Annotated in this window: 15 protein-coding genes and 5 pseudogenes; 3 read left to right on the top strand and 17 right to left on the bottom strand. The window is 59.9% G+C overall.

From position 1 onward, the window contains the following. Positions 1-5: 5 nt before the first annotated feature. The 4 genes and pseudogenes from IVB19_RS40935 to IVB19_RS38235 form a co-directional block, all read right to left on the bottom strand. Positions 6-1,007 (bottom strand): annotated as a pseudogene (locus tag IVB19_RS40935) (transposase); the annotation flags it as partial. A 264-nt stretch (positions 1,008-1,271) separates the two neighbouring features. Beyond that, positions 1,272-2,032: pseudogene (locus IVB19_RS38245) on the bottom strand (IS5 family transposase). Between the two features lie 707 nt (positions 2,033-2,739). Next, entirely contained in the window at positions 2,740-3,054 is a 315-nt protein-coding gene (gene sugE, locus IVB19_RS38240) for a quaternary ammonium compound efflux SMR transporter SugE (protein ID WP_247822254.1), read from the bottom strand. 115 nt (positions 3,055-3,169) lie between these two features. Then, positions 3,170-4,129, bottom strand: coding sequence for a radical SAM/SPASM domain-containing protein (locus IVB19_RS38235; protein ID WP_247822253.1), 960 nt, complete (start codon positions 4,127-4,129; stop codon positions 3,170-3,172). Positions 4,130-4,690: 561 nt separating this feature from the next. On the opposite strand from IVB19_RS38235, the gene IVB19_RS40560 reads away from it, so the two are divergent. Beyond that, positions 4,691-5,074, top strand: coding sequence for a DUF2934 domain-containing protein (locus tag IVB19_RS40560; protein ID WP_346283677.1), 384 nt, complete (start codon positions 4,691-4,693; stop codon positions 5,072-5,074). Positions 5,075-5,101: 27 nt separating this feature from the next. On the opposite strand, the gene IVB19_RS38230 is transcribed toward IVB19_RS40560, so the two are convergent. The 10 genes and pseudogenes from IVB19_RS38230 to IVB19_RS38190 all read right to left on the bottom strand — a co-directional run bounded on the left by IVB19_RS38230 (position 5,102) and on the right by IVB19_RS38190 (position 13,857). Continuing rightward, positions 5,102-5,341: a nitrogen fixation protein NifZ gene (locus IVB19_RS38230; RefSeq protein ID WP_247347531.1), complete on the bottom strand. Its 240-nt coding sequence runs from the start codon at positions 5,339-5,341 to the stop codon at positions 5,102-5,104. Next, on the bottom strand, positions 5,338-5,658 hold the full coding sequence (locus tag IVB19_RS38225; RefSeq protein WP_247822252.1) for a nitrogen fixation protein NifZ: 321 nt from the start codon (positions 5,656-5,658) through the stop codon (positions 5,338-5,340). Before IVB19_RS38225 ends, IVB19_RS38230 begins: the two co-directional genes overlap by 4 nt. After that, positions 5,655-6,047 carry a 4Fe4S-binding leucine-rich repeat protein gene (locus tag IVB19_RS40930; RefSeq protein ID WP_524536799.1) on the bottom strand — a complete coding sequence of 131 codons (393 nt, stop codon included), beginning with the start codon at positions 6,045-6,047 and terminating at the stop codon, positions 5,655-5,657. Before IVB19_RS40930 ends, IVB19_RS38225 begins: the two co-directional genes overlap by 4 nt. 727 nt (positions 6,048-6,774) lie before the next feature. Continuing rightward, positions 6,775-6,996 carry a 4Fe-4S binding protein gene (locus IVB19_RS38220; RefSeq protein ID WP_247822251.1) on the bottom strand — a complete coding sequence of 74 codons (222 nt, stop codon included), beginning with the start codon at positions 6,994-6,996 and terminating at the stop codon, positions 6,775-6,777. A 15-nt stretch (positions 6,997-7,011) separates the two neighbouring features. Next, entirely contained in the window at positions 7,012-8,511 is a 1,500-nt protein-coding gene (gene nifB, locus IVB19_RS38215) for a nitrogenase cofactor biosynthesis protein NifB (protein WP_524536798.1), read from the bottom strand. A 706-nt stretch (positions 8,512-9,217) separates the two neighbouring features. Further along, positions 9,218-11,313: pseudogene (locus tag IVB19_RS38210) on the bottom strand (prolyl oligopeptidase family serine peptidase); the annotation flags it as partial. A 460-nt stretch (positions 11,314-11,773) separates the two neighbouring features. Then, on the bottom strand, positions 11,774-11,995 hold the full coding sequence (nifT, locus tag IVB19_RS38205; RefSeq protein ID WP_247822249.1) for a putative nitrogen fixation protein NifT: 222 nt from the start codon (positions 11,993-11,995) through the stop codon (positions 11,774-11,776). After that, on the bottom strand, positions 11,992-13,185 hold the full coding sequence (nifS, locus tag IVB19_RS38200) for a cysteine desulfurase NifS (protein ID WP_247822248.1): 1,194 nt from the start codon (positions 13,183-13,185) through the stop codon (positions 11,992-11,994). Before nifS ends, nifT begins: the two co-directional genes overlap by 4 nt. An 18-nt stretch (positions 13,186-13,203) precedes the next feature. Beyond that, entirely contained in the window at positions 13,204-13,497 is a 294-nt protein-coding gene (locus IVB19_RS38195; protein ID WP_247822247.1) for a NifU family protein, read from the bottom strand. A gap of 39 nt (positions 13,498-13,536) precedes the next feature. Continuing rightward, complete coding sequence (locus IVB19_RS38190) at positions 13,537-13,857, bottom strand: iron-sulfur cluster assembly accessory protein (protein WP_247822291.1); 321 nt, start codon at positions 13,855-13,857, stop codon at positions 13,537-13,539. 322 nt (positions 13,858-14,179) lie between these two features. Between IVB19_RS38190 and IVB19_RS38185 the strand changes: the two genes are divergently transcribed. Together IVB19_RS38185 and IVB19_RS38180 are read left to right on the top strand one after the other, a co-directional pair. Next, a complete protein-coding gene (locus IVB19_RS38185; RefSeq protein WP_247822246.1) occupies positions 14,180-14,770 on the top strand; it encodes a hypothetical protein in 591 nt (196 codons plus the stop codon). A gap of 713 nt (positions 14,771-15,483) precedes the next feature. Beyond that, a pseudogene (locus tag IVB19_RS38180) lies at positions 15,484-16,207 on the top strand (IS5 family transposase). On the opposite strand, the gene IVB19_RS38175 reads toward IVB19_RS38180, so the two are convergent. From IVB19_RS38175 to fni, 3 genes and pseudogenes are all read right to left on the bottom strand, one after another. Next, the gene (locus tag IVB19_RS38175; protein ID WP_247822245.1) at positions 16,200-16,364 is read right to left on the bottom strand and encodes a hypothetical protein; all 165 of its coding nucleotides are present in this window, start codon (positions 16,362-16,364) and stop codon (positions 16,200-16,202) included. The pseudogene IVB19_RS38180 and the gene IVB19_RS38175 sit on opposite strands and share 8 nt — an antisense overlap. 103 nt (positions 16,365-16,467) lie before the next feature. Further along, positions 16,468-16,809 carry a hypothetical protein gene (locus tag IVB19_RS38170; RefSeq protein ID WP_247822244.1) on the bottom strand — a complete coding sequence of 114 codons (342 nt, stop codon included), beginning with the start codon at positions 16,807-16,809 and terminating at the stop codon, positions 16,468-16,470. Between the two features lie 843 nt (positions 16,810-17,652). Continuing rightward, a pseudogene (fni, locus tag IVB19_RS38165) lies at positions 17,653-18,703 on the bottom strand (type 2 isopentenyl-diphosphate Delta-isomerase). Positions 18,704-18,743: the final 40 nt, after the last annotated feature.

Here is an 18,743-nt window from a genome sequence, read left to right as displayed (position 1 = left end):
GCAACGTCCTTCTGGAACATGAGAAATCGCCACGCCAATTGGATCATGCCTCGTCGAACCCGAGCGTTGCCGGAACGGGTCAGCCCTTTCTCCCGGCGTTTTCTGCCGCTCTCGTCGGGCGAGCCCGTGAGGCCGGCATAACGCGCTACGGCCCGTCGGTCGCGCATGCTTCGCGACAGTACCTCCTGCACCAGCATGTCGGCCGTCTCAACACCAACCCCGATCACGCGCGCCAGCAGGTGCACCATTGCATGTGGTCCATCATTGGGCGCTTGCTTGAGACGCTCCAGGCGAGCGTCCTCGATCTGCCGTATCTGATCGCTGACGAGCCGCCGGCGCGCCATGTCGCGACGCAGCTCAGCCAGGGTGTTGGGCGGGATCGGCTCGCCCTCGGGGGAGCGCAAGCCGTCAAGGCGTTCGGCAGCTTTCTTCAGCTTGGGATTGAAGCCGCGGATGCCGAGCCGGATCAACGCTGCTTTCATTCGGTTGACGATCCGACTTTGTTCTCCGACGAGGCTCTCGTGTTCGCGGTTGGGCCGCTTGGCATCTTCGTCCTGGATTGTCGGGATCGCCACCATCTTGCAGTGATCACGCTCGCCGCGCAGCCAGCCGAGAAAACAGCGTTTGAGCAGCTCGGTGTCGAGCCGATCGGTCTTGGCGCGCCGGTGCTCGCGCGACACCGCCACACTCGATGCGTGAATGACGTGAGCCTCAATGTCGCGTGCCCTGAGCCAGCGCGCCAGCCAGAAGCCGTCACGGCCGGCCTCGAAAACGACGGCGATGCGTTTGATCCGATGCCCGGCCTTCGTTGCTTCCTCTCGCCATCGATGCAGCAACTTCAGCAATGCGCTCTCGTCGACCGCGAGCTTCTTCAATGGCTGGCGCTCGACGCCAGGCACGATGCCGGCGACGAGCCAGCTCAACAGGCTCAGTTCGATAACTGCGATCAGCGTGCCATTCGGGTCGAGGGGGCTCGAGGATCGGCTCAGATCGTTCAACTTCTGCATGGGGCGCTCCATCGGTTCATCAGCAACAATGGATGCAATATCCTCGTCGCCGCCCCATAGCATCTCCCCTGGAGGCTTTCGGACGGCGGCCCCGTGCACGCCGCCCTACCGTCATGGGGCCGGCATCCAAAATCCTTCACAATAGCGGCCATTGTTCAAACAAGCCGCGGGTCTGAGGTCGAACACGAAACGAATGCCGCGCGCCGGCACCGCCAGTTCGATGATTTCAGTGATCGCTCCTGCGAAAGAGATTAGGGTTCAGACTCAATTGATCCAATAAGCGACGAGAGCGGCGAGGTGGACGGCGGCCAAGAAGTTTCTGGCAAGTTTGTCGTAGCGAGTAGCAACACGCCTGAAATCCTTGAGCCGGCAGAAACAGCGCTCGATAACATTGCGCCCTTTATAGAGGCGCTTGCTGAAGCTGTGGAGGGTCACCCGGTTGGATTTGTTTGGAATGACGGGTTTCGCGCCGCGATTGACGATTTCGGCGCGAAAGCCGTCGCCATCGTAGCCTTTGTCCCCAATGAGGGAAGACATGGGCGGCGCGAGCTTCAAAAGGGCCGGCCCTGCGGCAATGTCTGCGGCTTGTCCCGGAGTGAGATGAAATGCGCAAGGTTTGCAATCAGGGTCGCTCAGCGCGTGGATTTTCGTGGTCCGCCCACCGCGCGAGCGGCCGATCGCCTGTTCACACTCCCCCCTTTTCCGCCGCTCGCCGAGCGATGCGCTTTGATCGAGGTGGAGTCGATCGACAAAGCCACTCGGTCCTTGCCGCAGCGGGCGAGCGCTTCAAAGATCGCCTGCCAATGTCCGCGCTTAGCCCAGCGATTGAACCGATTGTAGATCGTCGTGTAAGGGCCATAGTCGGACGGGCAATCGCGCCAGCGTGCGCCGCACTGGAGCATGTGAATGATACCGCTGATAATGCGTCGATCGTCTTCGCGCGCCGGGCCGGTCTGGTTCGTTGGCAGATGCGGCTCTATCTGAGCCCACTGCTTGTCGTTGAGCCAGAACAGTCCTTTGCGCATCGAAGTCCCCCGTGCCGAATCAACTTGGCACGAGGGAATCAGAACTCGCTAATCAGGTACAGACCCTAGGTGATCGAGCTTCTTTGCAACCACACAATGAAGTCGCGCCGGTAATTCGAGGCGCGGAGCTGAGCTCAGTCAGAGCTCGCAAGCTCACCTGGCCGCGACCTGAGGGTTGAACTGGTCGGCAGTCCCTGATGGTGCCGACGCCGGATGGCCGGAAGCAGTTCGGAGCGAACGAACACGATCTGCCGGTCTGCATCGTCTCCCCTGCTGCCCCGGAGATCAGGCATCGTATAACTCCGGCAAGGGACCTTTCTTGGCGGTCGCCCGGACATCAGCCGCATAGCTGGGTTTCATTGCTGTTCTATTGGTACCGCGATCTCGGCAGCGAATTGTTCGTGCGGTTTTCGGTGGTGCTATTGTGCCAGTCGCGATGGCGATGGGACGCTGATGAGCGGCTGGCGTATCGTCCGCACCAGGGCTTTCGCTTCACGACACAGAGGTCGCGGCCAGACGGTCTCGGCCCAGAGGGCTTGCATCGGCATTTCGCTTTTTGGCGACTTCCTCGCCATTATCGGCGCCGCGCCGTCGCCGGGGCGCTGGGACGTGGCCAGCTCAATCGTCTATGCCTGGAGACTCACGTGCCGGCCTCGGCGATCCTTACGGCGCTGACCTGGTGGGGGTCACTGCTTTCGATGTTTTCGTCAGGACACGAGCTTCAGCCCGACAATGCCGGCGACGATCAGTCCGATGCTCGCAAAGCGAAACGCGGCGGCCGGTTCTCCGAACAGGATGATGCCAAGCGCTGCGGTGCCGACCGCACCGATGCCGGTCCAGACCGCATAGGCAGTTCCAATGGGCAGCGTCTTTAGAGCAAGGCCGAGCAGGATCACGCTGCCGGCCATGGCCGCGAGCGTGAGCACGGATGGAACGGGCTTGGTAAAACCCTCGGTGTATTTGAGACCGATTGCCCAGGCGACCTCCAGCAGGCCGGCAACCAACAAAATGCTCCAGGCCATGGCGGCCCTCCGTTCATGGCAGGGTCGTGCCCGCGGATGATGTGGTGATAAGCTGGGAGGCCGTCCTTGCCAGGCCTCGCGATTCGCTTCGAGCAGGGTCAACTTCTCTCAAAGATCAACATTCCGACTTCATTGGTTCGGCGAATTCACACGATCGACAAAGCAGAAAGCCGTCCGTTCCGTTTATGCGATCGGCAATATTGCAAAAGGCTGCCCCTTGGAAGAGATCCTTGTACCTGTCGCGGAGGAGGTTGCCCAAAACGTGTTGTCGCTCAAAATCCATGCAGCAGAAAGTAACGTCGCCGTTTGGGAGAAGAACATTACGATACTGCCGTTCGTCAGGACATGTCAGTGCTCCAACGATTGGCTGCCGCGCTCCAACCATCTTCTCGCCGTTGCCAGCCCTGCTGCGCGGCGGACGCGAGCGAACCAGCGCTTCGTCAGGAATTATGCCGATAAGTTCGGGATGCACCTCGCCCATGACTATGAAGAGCAACGATGAAACGTCGGCGTCGACAAGTTGGCGCACCAAATCGACATAGTTGCGCCTGACGAGACCACTATCCATGTGCGTGCCGTCATCAAAAACATGCACCAGGAAAACGCGGAACTGCAGCGCACGCAAGCGTCTTAGATCCCGCCCGTTCATTCCTACGAGGCTTGTGGAAATCCGGATTCCATGGCCACACGCATAGGCATGCTCAACCATTTCTGTGCAAGCCGGATTGAGCCAAGGCTCCGAATACCCGGAAAAGCTGATGTCGACAGCTGCTGGTACGCGCGCCAGACATCGCTTGAAATCTTGGAGAGAAAGATGCTTCACGTCGGATATCGCTCTTTGCCGTTCGGCAAACTTGTCCTGCGGGCAATAAGAACATCGGACGATACAGCCCGTTGTCGTAGTTATCTCCAAGACCCTGCCGCCACCGATTGCGGAGCGCAGCTCCTGTAGAGTCATCGATTCTATATTGTCCACTTCCGCGCTCCGCGTTTGGAACAAAGAGATCTTGAGGGGACCGTTGATTTGCATCTCATGCCGGTTTCGCTCATGCATCATTCTCGATTCTTCGTCCATCAACGCGACACGGCACCGTCGCAAGCACGGTCGCGACAGATGCGACGGCTCTCTCCCCTTAGCGCCCCAATCCAGCAGGATTGGACGGCTGCCGAATGCACATGTGTCGATGGGATTGGTCTAACGTCTCGTTCATTCCAACAAGCATCACTCATGCCATTGGCGGTACTGTTCATAACTCGACACGTCCGCGATAAATGTCGTCCCAAATGCCGCAACCGAAGCGCAACTCTGCGCGATCGGTAGCGTACAATATGACGCTACGTACGATTCAAGCTCCCTTTGAAAATGAGTTGGATGGCAGCTTTCTTATGAACTGTGACAGTGTAGCCCGCCCCGAGCGCCACGTCATCATAATCAAAGCGATCGGCATCGACCCGCGAAGTTCCCATTGCGAGTGCCCCCACCAAGCAGCTGATCCAAAATCTCAGGTGAAGAATCCGTAGCCAAGTGAATCTCCTGTCAAAGGTAAACTCAGAGAAACCATCTTAAACTGTGCTACTGACACGCTCGGACGCGGCCAGCCTAAGCCGCCCTTGGGTCTCCTTAGGAGTCACGCAAATGGTAGCTCCTCTGACTCAGAAGGACGTCGAGCGCCGCGCATATCACCTGTGGGAGCAAGCCGGAATGCCTAAGGGGCGCGATGGTGGATCATTTGCGGTACGCCTTGTGGACCTTGAGGCTGATGGCGAACGTGTTCATTCAGCTTATAGGCAAATGACATGTGTCCACCTCTCAATTTGCCGCTGCGCTACCGTGCACCCTGTTCAGAACCGCTGTCCCCAAGCCAAGCCGTTGATGGGTCGAATGCCACTTCCAAACACCCTTGAGGTGATCTTTGCGGAGCAGCTGCCATGGCGCTCCAGTCCTATCCTGGTGCAGCAGCGCGACGTCGACCTCCGCATTGATATGGATGCGCAGGTAATCCGGAATGATGTCGTCTGATGATTGCGGGGTTCATTGCGCGATATCCTAGACTGCAGAGATTTCTGCCTCGAGACAGCCAACCACCAACTGCTTGCCGAAGTCGACCATATAAATCGGTAGGTTCGCTTCCGTATGGCGACCGACCTGGACGATCTGGCCAATATATCCGACGCTGACCAGACACTCTTCCGCCGACGCGCCCGGAAAGGAACCGTCGTTGAGCAGATCGATTGCCGCCTTGACACGTTGGCCTGACCGGTATTTTGGCGATCTTGGTTCGATCATCGGGGTGCCGCTCCTGGCGAGAACGGCTCCTCGCCTTCGTGGCTTGGCGTGACTAGATCGAGCTCCTTGCATTTCATGCCGACACGATTTCCGGAGCTGAGGAACTCGACTCCATAAATATAAAATTGTTGCAGGAACGTGCCGATCGAGACGACATAGCCAAGCTCGCCTTTCTTGACCAGAACCTCACCGATCTCCTTGCCCACATAGGTGCCGTCGTTGCGGATGGTGCGGTTGGCCCGAACGTTGTCACCATAATCAAAGAAGGGGGCGTCCGTCAGCTCGACGATGTCACTATCACGGGCGATGTTGCTCATGCTGCCGTCCCCGTTCCATGGTTCAACTGTACCGCGCCTCGCGGGCGCCCGGGCTTACGAACCGCCCTATCACGATTCTCGATGGCCCCCCTCCATTCCCGCACGGCGGCGCTTGCGGTTACCGACTGCATGAGCCTGTCGGGATCTCGGTCCGGCAACATCAATGCCGGAAACCTAAAATCCAGATGCTCGAGATAACTATCCGTGAGCCTATGGTTGATGTTGAAGAAGCCATCGACGCGGCACGCGCGTTTGTCATCAAGCCGGGCGTGCTTGAGCCGGCCGCAATCCGCGTGCTTCAGCGCGGGATGCGCACAGCTTACAGAGTCGACCTGATTACCCCGGCAACCGAGGGCATTGTGGACGTCATCACTCACGGTCCCGCCCATACGCTCAAGCGTGCCCAACAACACCTTGGCGCCAGCATCGTCCGCGGGACAAAGCCCCAGCAGCCTCCGACAGCTGCCGTCCTTCCCCAGGTTGCCCGAGACGCACCTGCAAGTCGGCAATAAGCGCTGAGCGAGAACAGGAAGACCCACACGAGGTGCTCTCATAGCAGCCGAATTCCGGCTCGGTGGCGCCCACCGCACCGGTGGCAGGAAATTCGTTTCCGCATCACGTGATCGGGTCCGAACGCCTCGCCGTGGCGCAGGTGCATTTCTGCACCTTGTTCGAGGTGATCGCATAGCCCTGTCGCCCTGTGATGATGCTTAGCCGGCTCGACACCGTGCGACCAAGACACGGTTCGGTGAGGACGCCCTCTCTCGGATGGCCAACTGAAGAAGGCCTCGGGCAAGAATGTCGCCTGATCAATGATGGCCGCAGGTGACTGGATTGATATCGTGGAAGACGGGTCCGCTCTTCGTGGGCCCATCGGCGAAATCGATCCTCGACGCTCAAGACAGGGGCCTTCGCGCCGACAGGAATAGCTGGACGCGCTCCCGCCGACGGGCGCGTGGCCAGAATATGGCTTGACAACTGGCGAAAAGGTTTGCGACCAGGGCGAGCCGTCCACCCCGACTGAGAAGGGGAAAGTCGCGGCCGGCGCCTCGTGAAGGCGGAGCATCATCCGCCCGAGTTTCTGAACGAGTGTCGTAGTGACTTCCATCATGGCCCTCAAGCAGCCTGGTGACGCGGCAGCGCCGGATCGAGCACGCATGTACTGTCAACTGGGCAAATCGCCACGCATTGCGGCTCATCAAAGTAAGCGGCGCACTCGGTGCATTTCTCAGGATCGATCAGGAAAACGCCGGCTCGCTCGGAAATAGCGACGCTCGGGCACTGCGTTTCGCACGCCGAACAGCCCGTGCATTGCGAGGCGATGATCTTGAACGGCATTGTCTGAACCCATCCTCAGGCGGCAGAAATCAGCGCATTGCGGCGGGCCGTCGGATCGACCCGCTCAACGTGCTTAATCTTCCCCTCGTTGACTTTATCGAGATAGAGTTTGAACCAGGCGATCGCCGAGCCATCAATGAACTCGCAGGCGTACTGATCGACCGGTTCGATTCCGGCCTTGATCAATTCGGCCTTCGGGCAGCCGCCGATCTTTGACACGAACACGGCATGGCAGTCGTTGATGGCATCGATGGCCAGTTCGAGCTTGCTGTCCTCGCCATGGCCGCCCTGGCAATAGGAATGAATAGGACGATGGCCGACGAATTTTGCTCCCGAAGTTGAGAGCTCGTAGATCTGGAACTCCTTGGCATGACCGAAGTGCTGGTTGATCAAGCCCGAGCCCTTGGTTGCAACCGCCACCAGCACCTTGATTTCGCTCGACGCGCTGGCGAGCCCAACAAGCTGCTCCTGCTTGGCCGCAAGCTTTGCAATGCGCGCCTTCTCGACTTTGGCCTGATACTCCTTTCGGGCCCGTTCATCATATTTGATGTCCATGGCCATGATCTTTTCAATGGTGAACTCGGCGCCGCGGTCCTCCCCGAGCAGTCCGACGGCGTCGGCGCGGCACTGGCGACAGTGACGCATCATGTTCATCTCGCTTTCGCAGCTATCCTGTAATGCTGTCACTTCCTGTGCCGTCGGGGCGCGTTGCCCGCTGAGACCGAACACGGTGCCGTGCTCGGGTGACGAAATCAGCGGCATCACGTTATGCAGGAAGGCGCCGCGGGACTTCACGGCTTTGTTAACCTCAACCAGATGCTGATCGTTAATCCCGGGAATCATCACCGAGTTGACTTTGCACAGGACGCCGCGCGCGGTGAGCATCTCCAGGCCCTGGAGCTGCCGATTGCTGAGGATGCTTGCAGCTTCAATGCCGGTGTAGCGCTTGTGGCGGTAAAAGATCCAGGGATAGATCTTTGCGCCAATATCGGGATCGATCATGTTGATCGTGATCGTCACGTGATCGACCTTAAGTCTTGCAATCGTGTCGACATGATCAGCTAGCGCCAAACCGTTCGTCGAGAGGCACAGCTTGATATCTGGCGCACGTTTATTGACGAGCTCGAACGTCTTGAATGTCTTGTCCGGATTCGCCAAGGGGTCGCCAGGGCCAGCAACGCCGACCACGCTCATCTGAGGGATGGCGGAAGCGACCGCCAGAACCTTCTTGGCGGCCTGCTCCGGCGTCAACTTCTCGCTGACAACGCCGGGGCGCGATTCGTTAGCGCAATCGTATTTACGATTGCAGTAATTGCACTGGATATTGCAGGCCGGTGCGACGGCGACATGCATCCGGGCATAATGGTGGTGCGCCTCCTCGCTGTAGCAGGGATGGTTCTTCACCTTTTCCCAGACCTCCTTCCGCACATTGCCGATGCCGGCCTGAGATCCGCACCTGCCCTCGCCGCTGCCACCGACCGTGCCGCAGCTGTTCTGCTTAGTCATGACTTGCATGGTCTCGCTGATCTCGCCGCCGCCACAGGATACCTGGTATTGCGCTGAAGTACCCATTCTTCCAATTCTCCTCGCAAGCCGAATCTTTCCAGCACGCATCCCCAGAGTCGTTTCTGAAAAGCCAAGAGCAACTGGCGTGCCATACCTGCAACAAACGTATTTTTGCAGTCCGCTTCAAGCGGTTAGGTACCGCCTGCTCGAATGTCAGTTTTATCAACTCATGTTGGAAAGCTGACAGAATTGCGATCACAAGAGCGCCGGCAGCGCTATTATGATGGCGGGTACGCGGGTTCATCTATGCCCTTGGGAAAAGAGCATAGCGGCTGTTTGTTGAAAGTTGATCTTGTCGCCGAAATGTGACGCGTATGCAAAGCACAATCCGCCAAAGACGTTTCGGACGCTTTGAAGGACAACTTGAACCGGCGATCCTTGCTAGATGCAGACAAGAACCAGCCCCCGTTACCGACCTATGTCGTGAAGATCACGCGGGCCCCTTCCTGACACTCTGGACGCATTGTCGGGCAGGTGAAGAGAAACGCCTCGTGGCCAGGGTCCCGACGGCGACGAATTGGACCGTGCGTCCAAATGTTGGCAGGCATCTCGAATAGGTCGTACGGGTGTGCACGCCTCAGATTCGTAAAGCTGCAGCCGTCGCGGTCGACATCGCACGAACTGCCGTCCAACAACTACCTGCGACGCTGACGTCCTCGGTATCCAGCCAGCCGATCCTGCTCTTCAGGAAACGCAGGCCCAGCGCCAACAAGCCGGCGTGCTCCCTGTTGTCCTTGCCATAGCCGTTGCCACCGGCGGCATGCTCGTAGAAATAAGCCTCATAGCCCATCGCCTGCAGCTTCGCTGCCATTTTGCGCGCATGTCCGGGATGGACGCGATCGTCGCGCCGTCTGGTCGCCATCAGGATCGGTCGATAGGACTGCCCGGGTCTTGCGGGATGATAGGCAGAATAGGTCTTCAGCCACTCCCAATCCTCAGCGTTGTCGGAATCGCCATATTCGGCGAGCCAGTTCGCCCCGGCGAGCAGTTTGGTGTAGCGGCGCATGTCGATCAGCGGGACGGTGAAGAACAATGCGCCAAAGAGCCCAGGATATCGCGCTAGCATGTTGGTAATGAGGATGCCACCGTTCGATCCACTCTCGGCCCCGATCCGCTTGGCCTGTGTCACGCCGCGCTTAACGAGATCGGCGGCGACGGCTGCAAAATCGTCATGCGACAATCTCTTGCCGGCCAGCCGGCCGGCGTCGTGCCAGCGCGTGCCGAACTCACCGCCGCCGCGCAAATTTGCCTGAACCGTGGTGCCGCCGCAGTCAAGCCAAAGCTTACGCAGCGCGGAATCGTAATACGGTTTCACGGAGATTCCAAACCCGCCATATCCGCTCAGATGGACTGGCGTGTTGCCGGTCTGTCTGACCGGGCCGGTCTGTAGGTAGGGAATTCGCTCACCGTCATCGAGATGGCCTCGTGCCGCGTGACCCCGCAGTGCTCCGTGGCAAACGTCTTCGGCGCCTGCTTCAGCACGGCGGGACTGCCAACGCCCCGCTCCCGCAGGATGAGGCACGGCGGGGTGAGCGGATCCTCGACGTGAGCCAGCAAATCGCCATTGCTCTCGGACGGATCGCGATCGAAGGACCAGATGTCGACGACGCCAAGATCAGGAAGCCCGCCCAATTGCTCGCGGTTCCAGCGATGATCGGATGGCGTGCAGATCTCGAAGACTGGGTGGAGTTCGGCGAGAATACAAAGCACAAGCTTGCCCGCACTCCAAAAGAAGCTCTGCAGCGCACGGCGCGGGCCCGGCTCGAAGAGAATCTCGAACTGGCGGCTGCCCGCCAGAAATGCCCGCAGCGCGATGACGAGCACCGTATCCGCGGCATAGGTCTGCCCTGCCACAGACCAGGATTCGCGCGGCTTCAGGGCAAGCCAGTTGCGATGCGACCGTATCCAGATGTTACTTGGCAAATCGTGTATCGTCTTGGCGCCCGTTTCATCGCCGAGCCAGACCACGCAATTGGAGACGTCTGTCGCATCGAGGAACCAGATCCTGGGCGGCACGACAGTGTCGTCAACACTGCAACCGACTGACACATGAGCGGCCTTCGTCTCAAAGATCACTGCCGCTTTGTCAACATGCGTACCACGCCGCCACAGCCTCACCGTGCGCGCATAGCCGGTGGTCGCGGCCATGCCGTCGCCATGGGAGCTTAACAAGACCAGCGTATCGAAATCGAGCCATACGCCGCTGCCTTTGGCTTCCGGCAAGACAAAGCCATCGTGGATGAAGAGCTTCGTGTCTGAGTCGAATTCAGGCAAAGTGACGGGATCGCTTCCGCCGCGCGATAGACTCAAGATCCATCGCGAGTGATTTCCAGGCGGTGCGGCCGTGGCGTTCAGAAGCCAGTCTTTGCCTTCGCTGACGGCAAGTTGATCGAGGTCGAGCAGGATGGCCCACGACGGCTTCAGCCTGCGATACTCTTCCAGAGTGGTCCGCCGCCAGAGGCCGCGTGGATTATTGGCGTTCCTCCACAGATTGTAGAGATACTCGCCGCGCCGGCTGACATAGGGGATACTGTCAGGTCGGTCGTAAATCGCTGTCAGCGCATCTCTGTCTCGTTCGGCTGCGGGTCCGCCAAACACCTCCAGGGTTCTGCTATTCTGCCGCTCGACGAAGTTCAGCGCCCGCGCGCCTTCGATTTGTTCCAACCACAGATAGGGATCATCGTCAGGAGCGGAGGACGTTGGCCTTCCAGTTCGCGAGTCGTCGACGCTCCTTGTCTGACCATGCGCCATTTACAACCTTAGTCTTCGCGCAGTTTGACTGTTTCAAGGATTTTCATGGCGAACCGTTGCATCACGATTTGCAAGCTACGACTTCGCCCGGCGCGAGATTCAACCCTCTCGAAACTGACTCTTGCGGAGTTGCAGTAATTCGCCTGACGCTGTGAAGATGTGCGGAATGCAACGACCGGGCTGGCGATGTCAGCACAATGGGCCCTCGCGAGGCCTCCCCGTCAACGCCATCTCGCTGGCCCAACAGTGCTGGCCTAGGCCGAGTATTGCGTTTGGCACCATGCGTGGGCGCCATTTTGGTTCCCAAGAACGCTTCGACCGCTTCCGGAGCTGAACCTTCGATCAAGTCAAGCCAAAGCCAGGGAATGATGTGGCCTTCCTCGCAAAGGCCGGACCGCTGCGCCAAGAACAGCTTCCGCATCCGCTGGTTTGGCGAGGTTCTGTGGAGTCGCAGCATTCATCATTCGGTTGCTTCGCCGCCGCGCTTCCTGGCATTGATAGTAATTGGAAGGATAGTGTCACTCCCCATCGCGGGTAGGTCGAGCACCCACCCGTTCGCGATTCTAATCCAACCACCCCACAGCGTCTCGTGCTCACATTCGACAATCGACTCCTCAAGATCCTTCTTGGGCACATAAATCGAAAGCCCCGTCTCGGGCGAACGGCGAATCATGACCTTCATAGGAGCTCCGCAAGTTGTGAGCTCTCGCCCGCGCGCTCCTGACACGCACGCCACAAGGCTCTCTGTTTGGCATTGATGTCCGCCAGGACTTGCAGGACACGATCGATCTCATCCGGCGCCGTCTCGCGCGACAGCGAGAAGCGAACCGCACCGCGCAAAAAGGCCGGTGGTACTCTCATCGCGCGCAGGACATGGGACGGCTCCATCGAGCCGGACGCGCAGGCTGAACCGACCGAGACGGCAATTCCGTTGCGGTTCAGGTGGTCGACGATGGCCTCTGCTTCGAGATGTTCGAATGCGATGTTGGACGTATTTGGCAAGCGGTTCTTGATATCACCAAGCACGATGCAACAGCCGAGAGCGAGAATGCCCTGCTCCAGCCGGTCGCGAAGCACGCCAATCTGCATCTGCTCTTCTATGAGGCTTGCCGCAGCGAGTTCCGCCGCCTTGCCGAGCCCAATAATGCCCGGAACGTTTTGGGTGCCAGCGCGGCGATGCCGCTCCTGTGCGCCGCCGAAGATCAGCGGTCGGAATTTGATGCCCTTGCGCACATACAACGCGCCGATCCCCTTCGGGCCATAAAGCTTATGGCCGGAGAGCGACAGCATGTCGATGTCCGTAGTCTTCAGGTCAATCGGAATCCGCCCGACCGCCTGGACTGCATCGGTGTGAAAGAGCGCGCCGACTGAGCGCGCCATCTTGGCGAGGGATTTCACCGGAAAGATCGTCCCGGTCTCATTATTGGCCCACATGACCGAGGCGATTGACGTGCGCCTCGACAATGCGTTGCGATAAGCCTCGATGTTCAATCGGCCGCTTGCATCGACCGGAATGACATGGGTCTTGATTCCTCGTCCGCCCAGCTCCTCGGCAAGGGACAGCACGGCTGGATGCTCAACGGCCGTAGTGACGATCTCGTCTCGTCCCTCCTGCACGGCGAGCGCGGACAGGATCGCGGTGTTGTCGGATTCAGTCGCCCCCGAGGTGAAGACGATCTCGTGATCGAATGCCGCGCCAACGAGGGCCTGCAGCTTCCGGCGCGCTTGGTTCAATGCGGGCGCAACCTCAATGCCGAATGCATGCCCGGACGACGCATTGCCGAATTGCCCAGAGAAGAACGGCAGCATTGCCGCGACCACCAAAGGATGTGCACGGGTCGTCGCGTTGTTATCCAGGTAGATCGGCCGCACGGACTGTCCGCTCTGCACTTAAGGCCCCACTTTGGCAGCTCCGGGGAGCGGGATCAGGCGGACGAACTCGCCGAGCCGCTCGATCAGGCGCGCCTGAATGGCCGCGAGCGTCCTTCCCGCAAGCTTGCATAACATGCCGGCGCCGGTGAGCCTGACCATGATCTTGTTGCCTTCGATTTCGACGAGCTCACAATCCCCACGATCACGCCTGAGGCTTGGCCGAATCTCATCGAGCACGGCGCGGACAATCCGCTCGCGATCGGAAGCCTCTGCACTCGAAGACTGCTTCGTTCGTTCAGCCTTCAGGCCCATGTTCGATGCTCCTCCAATTGCGAACGGTCCGAAGGCGGCTCAGCTGAACGATTTGCCGCAGGAGCAGCTCGATTTGGCATTTGGGTTATCGAAGCGGAACCCTGATCCTTCGAGCGACACCACGAAATCGATCGTGGTGCCGTTGAGATGCGCCCGGCTCGCCGTGTCGACGAAGACTTTGATCCCGTCTTGCTCGAACACGGGCTCCTCGGAGACCGGCTCATGAGCAAGACCCATTTTGTATGTGAACCCTTGGCAACCGCCGCCTTCGACCATGACCCGCAAACCACCTGCCGGCTGGGCTGTCGAGGAGATTGCCGCCTTCAGTGCGTTGATGGCGCTATCCGTTAGGTTGATCATTTCTGGCTCGCTCTCAGTTTCTGTCGCGAGGCACAATTCGCAAATTCCATGCCAGTCCGGATGCAGCTGAAATCAATTGCTTTTGCAGGCGGCAACCGTACGATTTGCGACCTGTCGGGTTTGAGACAGGCGGTTTTCCGGCGTCCCGACCTCATCCGGCCGAGACCTCGTGATGGTGCCAGCACGTATTCATGCAGGCGCGAGCAGCCGCTTACGCTGTGCGTCGCTACAGACATAGGCGCACGGCAAGCAACTTGCATAACGTTAGCGGGCACGCCGCATTGGGCATGCATGTACACGACAGATTGATGAGGAGCCTTCCATGACGTCGATCGACAACACCGCTCTTGGCCAGTTGGACAAGGAGGGGCGATTGCTGAATGCGGTGCTTAAGACCGAGACAACGAAGTCGGGGCGATTTGGATTTCGGGGTGACATCGCGCTGAAGTTCCAAGCCCAGCTCGCCGACGAAAAACGACCTCCGGACTATTCCATTGAACAAGTTCTTGCAATCGCGCAGGAAGGCGAACCGACGATCCCAGTCCTTGCCGGATATCTGCATTCGTTCGCGTATCTACCTCAGGCTGCAAAGGTTCTGGATGGCAGGCTGAGCCCCAAAGGCAGCTATTTCATTTTCTGCAACAACATTGATCTGCTCGCGAAGTACCGCACCAAGATAGGCGACATCACCTTCCGCATTCTGCCTTGCGACGAATCAACTGTGTGGAAGGAGATGATGGACCTCGCCGGCGTTGACAAGAATGACATCAAGAAGCTCGGTACGGCCGGTAGGCTCGACTACCTGCTTGACGCGGCCAAGGACGTCGGTGGATCATACACGGAAATTTCATACGACGACGGCCTGGCCAAAATGGAGCCTGTGAAAAGCAGAAGCGAAAACCGCCCCGTCTGAGGCATTGCCTCAGACCTTTCTCTCGCCAGCTCAACGAGTATGCCGCAGAGACACTCATTGCGCCCTCTTCGCCGGGACTGGCTCTGACAAACCCTGGTGATGGACTACCGCCCTACCTTTCGGGAGATCACATGCCCAATCTGCTAGTCGTGTGTCGGCCAAGAGCACTGTCGTCAATTGCACTGAGGGGCGGCTGGCCACGACCGTCCACCTGACTGCATCCATGGGGGGATCCGGACAATCCAATGCTCATCGGTTGATGATCGCGGTCACATTTCAGAGGGCGGATCGACGATGTATGGATCGGCTTTGGCGCCGTGCTCGAGCGCCTTTGCCAGCCTGCGTGGCGCAGAGATGCCGCGCGTCGATGCTCGTCAGCCGACAGTTGTGGACGAGCTGCGCCCATGGACGATAGAAACCGACCCGGGGATTGAGTAACGCGCAGCTTGCATCGTTCGAGAGAACGCAGCAAGCCAGCGTCAAGCGGTATGCCTCGTAAATGCACCTCCGCAGAGCCTCAAAATGCGACGGCGGGGTGCCGGTCGATCGAGCCAGGCCAAGCGACAGCTGAGCAGACTTGGCCGCACGTCCTCAATGTTGTGAGAACGAAGCGAAGCTATGCAGAATGCCGCAACCGAAGCTGTCCCAGGGACTGCACCCAAACAGCGCCACGTGATTCCCTCTCCTGCGAGTTTTTGATTCGGGACGAGAGAATGGGCAGGGGTTTGTTTTGGCTGAATGATCGGCAATCGGGGCCTATCGAGCCTCATCTGGCGACGGGACTAACGGGCCGGATCGGGACGGCGACCGGCGCATTATCAGCGGGATCATTCACATGCTGCAGTCGGGTGCGCGATGGGGCGACTGCCGGCGTGAATACGGCCCTTACACGACCATCTGCAATCGCTTCAATCGCGGGGTCAAGCGCGGGCGATGATGGGCAAGGTTCGCAGCGTTGGCCAAGCCTGGCGAAGACAGGGTTGTGCTGTCGATCGATTCGACCTCGATTAAAGCTCACGGTGTGGCTCCGGCGGAAAAGGGGGCGCAAGCAATCGGCCGCTCGCGCGGAGGCCGCACGACAAAGGTCCAGTCGTCCTGCATCTGACGCCAGGCCAAGATGCCGATGTCGCGGCGGCGCGCGATGTCCTGGCGCTCGCGCCACCCATGAGTGCGCTCCTCGCTGACAAAGAGTATGACGGCGACAACCTTCGCGGCGAAATTGTTCGTCGCGGCGCCAAGCCCGTCATCTCCAACAAATCCAACCGCGTCCTCATTCATCGCTTCAACAAACGCGCCTACAAAGGTCGAAATGTCATCGAGCGCTGCTTTTGCAGGCTCAAAGACTTCCGCCGCATCGCCACCAGATACGACAAGCTCGCCCGGAATTTCTTGGCCGCTGTTCATCTCGCCGCTCTCGTCGCATATTGGCTCAATTGAGTTTGGACCCGAGAAGTTGCTCCAGGTCGCGGATCGAGCGGCCGACCCGCCCATGCCACAGACGCCACCGCACGGCTCTGATGTCCCTGTCGATGGTTGGAAGCGCTTCAAAAGCGCGTGATCGGGATCGTGCGATGTGGTCGGCGATCTGCTGCATGGGTTGGATCTTCATGGCAATATGAACCAGTCGATCATGTGGGTCGTTGGTTAAGGCATGGCGCAGGGCCGGTTTAGGATTTCGGCCCGGTCCGAGATCACCGTCACATCCCCAAAGCCGCGATATCCGACTTCCTGGAGAGAGTGAAGAGCACGATCGCGATTGCTTGCTGATCGGTGCTGCTGGTGACGAAATAGCGACCGCCCCTTTTTCCCCGTCCCCCGCGGCTGCATCTGGCCACGATGAGCTCGAAATTTCGCGCCGAATGTTGATCAGCGCTACGAACGTGCGCCGTTTCAGTACTGGTGACGAACCCTTTGCGCCGATCTCCGGGAAGCCGCATCTCAAGCTGGCATCGGTCATCCGTTTGGGACGTTGCGCGCCACGTTTCCTGCATGACGTGGTCGTTGAGCCGCTTGCCGATCCTGATGGTACGCTTGCGCACGATCGCATGCGTCTCAGTCGGTTCAGTGGCCAAGAAATCGGGCCAGCACCCTCGGCGCCTGCCGGTAGCGCAGCATGCTTCCTAGCCGCGCCGTCAGTTCCATCAGCTCCGGTATCTCTCGATCGGCCCTGGATGGCATTCCCGGCACAGCATCCACCTCGGATTGCGAACCTCACGGTGTCGAAGACGGTCCGGATCCGGCGTGTCGTGTAGTCCTTGACCGGTCGGAACGTATGGCAATCCGGGCAAACCCGGCGAAGAAGGGCATACGTCTCCGCCTCATGATTCACGACCGCGTTCTGCAGCTGATCTTCTTGCTACCGCCGATCGACAAGCCGATGTCGCCGTCGTCTCCCAGCTCTTGTCTATGCGGACCTCCTTCCGGCATGTGTAGCCAAGTTCGTTCCGGCCCTCGATCGGTCCACCGCCATCACTTTGTTCTCAAAACGATGCTGATCGACTGCTCGAGCCTAACAAGCCGTGTTTGACCCCAGAGAAGTTACCGGTCTCCTCACGACCGACTCGCATGACTCGGGGTGAATCTGGATCACTACTCCTTCATTGCAATGGACTTGCACCATCTACTCCTTGCCGGTCTCCCGGCGCACCTTGTTCCGGCCTGTTCAGGGGCTCAGCTCGTTCGGCGTGGCCGATCACCCGGATCAAAGCATCGACACATATGAGTCGAATGCCGCTTCACTCTCGGCTGTCCAGCATGGCGGGGCGCTTCCCTGATCACGAAGCAGCACCCCAACAAATCCGCCACCCCGCGAATCCCCCGCATCCGCGACTTTCTGACTGAGTAAGACTAGGCGCCCGCCGCAAGTTCGGGCGACGCCGGCATCAACCGGCGGGCAGATGCGCCGAGGGCAACAAGCGCGCCTGACGCAACGCCGCCAGATCAGCCGAGCCGGTGCAGAAGCAGGCGACGGCCAACTGGCGGATGACGATCTCGAAATGCGCGACAACCGCCTCGGTGGATACCGTAGCCGCCCGCAGCACGCCGGCCGCCTGCCCGGCGATGTCCGCGCCCAGGCGAATGGCCTTGGCCACGTCGACGCCGTCGCGGACCCCGCCAGACGCGATCAACTTCACCGTTGGCAGCGCCCGTCGTAGCGCCTGCACGCTAGCTGGGGTCGGAATCCTCCAATCGGCGAACGCCATTGCCACTGTACGGTCGGCGGCATCGCGGGCGCGCTCGCCCTCCACCGCGGCCCAACTGGTGCCGCCGGCGCCGGCGACATCGATCACCGCCACGCCCGCCTCGACGAGCGCACAGGCCACCGAGGCGGACAGGCCCGACCCCACTTCCTTGGCCACGATCGGCACGCCGACGCCGCGCGCGGCGCGAGCGATCTGCGCCAGGACGCCGCGCCAGTCGCGGTCGGCCCCCGGCTGTACCGCCTCCTGCGGCGGACTGAGATGGACGACGAGTCCATCGGCCTCCAGCGCATCCACCGCCCGGCGCGCCAGGTCCAGGCCGTCGGCCTCGCGCAGTTGCGCGGCGCCGATATTGGCCAGCAAGGGAATGTCTGGGGCTAGGCGGCGCAGCGCGCGTGTCAGCCCCTGGGAGTTGCGGGATTGCAGGCTCACGCGCTGCGAACCGACGCACATGGCAATCCCCAAAGCTTGCGCTGCCTCGCTCAGATGCCGGTTGATGGCTTCGGCTCGTGACATGCCGCCGGTTATGGAGCTGATCAGCAGCGGCGCGCGCATGGTCTTGCCCAGCAGCGAGGCGCGCAGATCGATCTGCGTCAGGTCCAACCTCGGGCAATGCGCAGTGTTCGAAACGGACGTACTCCCAGCCGGCGGCGACCGTGGCCGGCGCCGTTCGTCGGTCCAGCACGATCTCCAGATGGTCGTCCTTGCGCCGGCTCAGGGCGGTGTCGCTCATGCTCGCTCCATCCGTCGCATCGGGGGACGGCGTTGCGTCG

The sequence above is a fragment of the Bradyrhizobium sp. 187 genome, from assembly GCF_023101005.1.
Taxonomy (GTDB): Bacteria; Pseudomonadota; Alphaproteobacteria; order Rhizobiales; family Xanthobacteraceae; genus Bradyrhizobium; species Bradyrhizobium canariense_D.
This window is presented reverse-complemented; position numbering and strand designations above follow the sequence as displayed.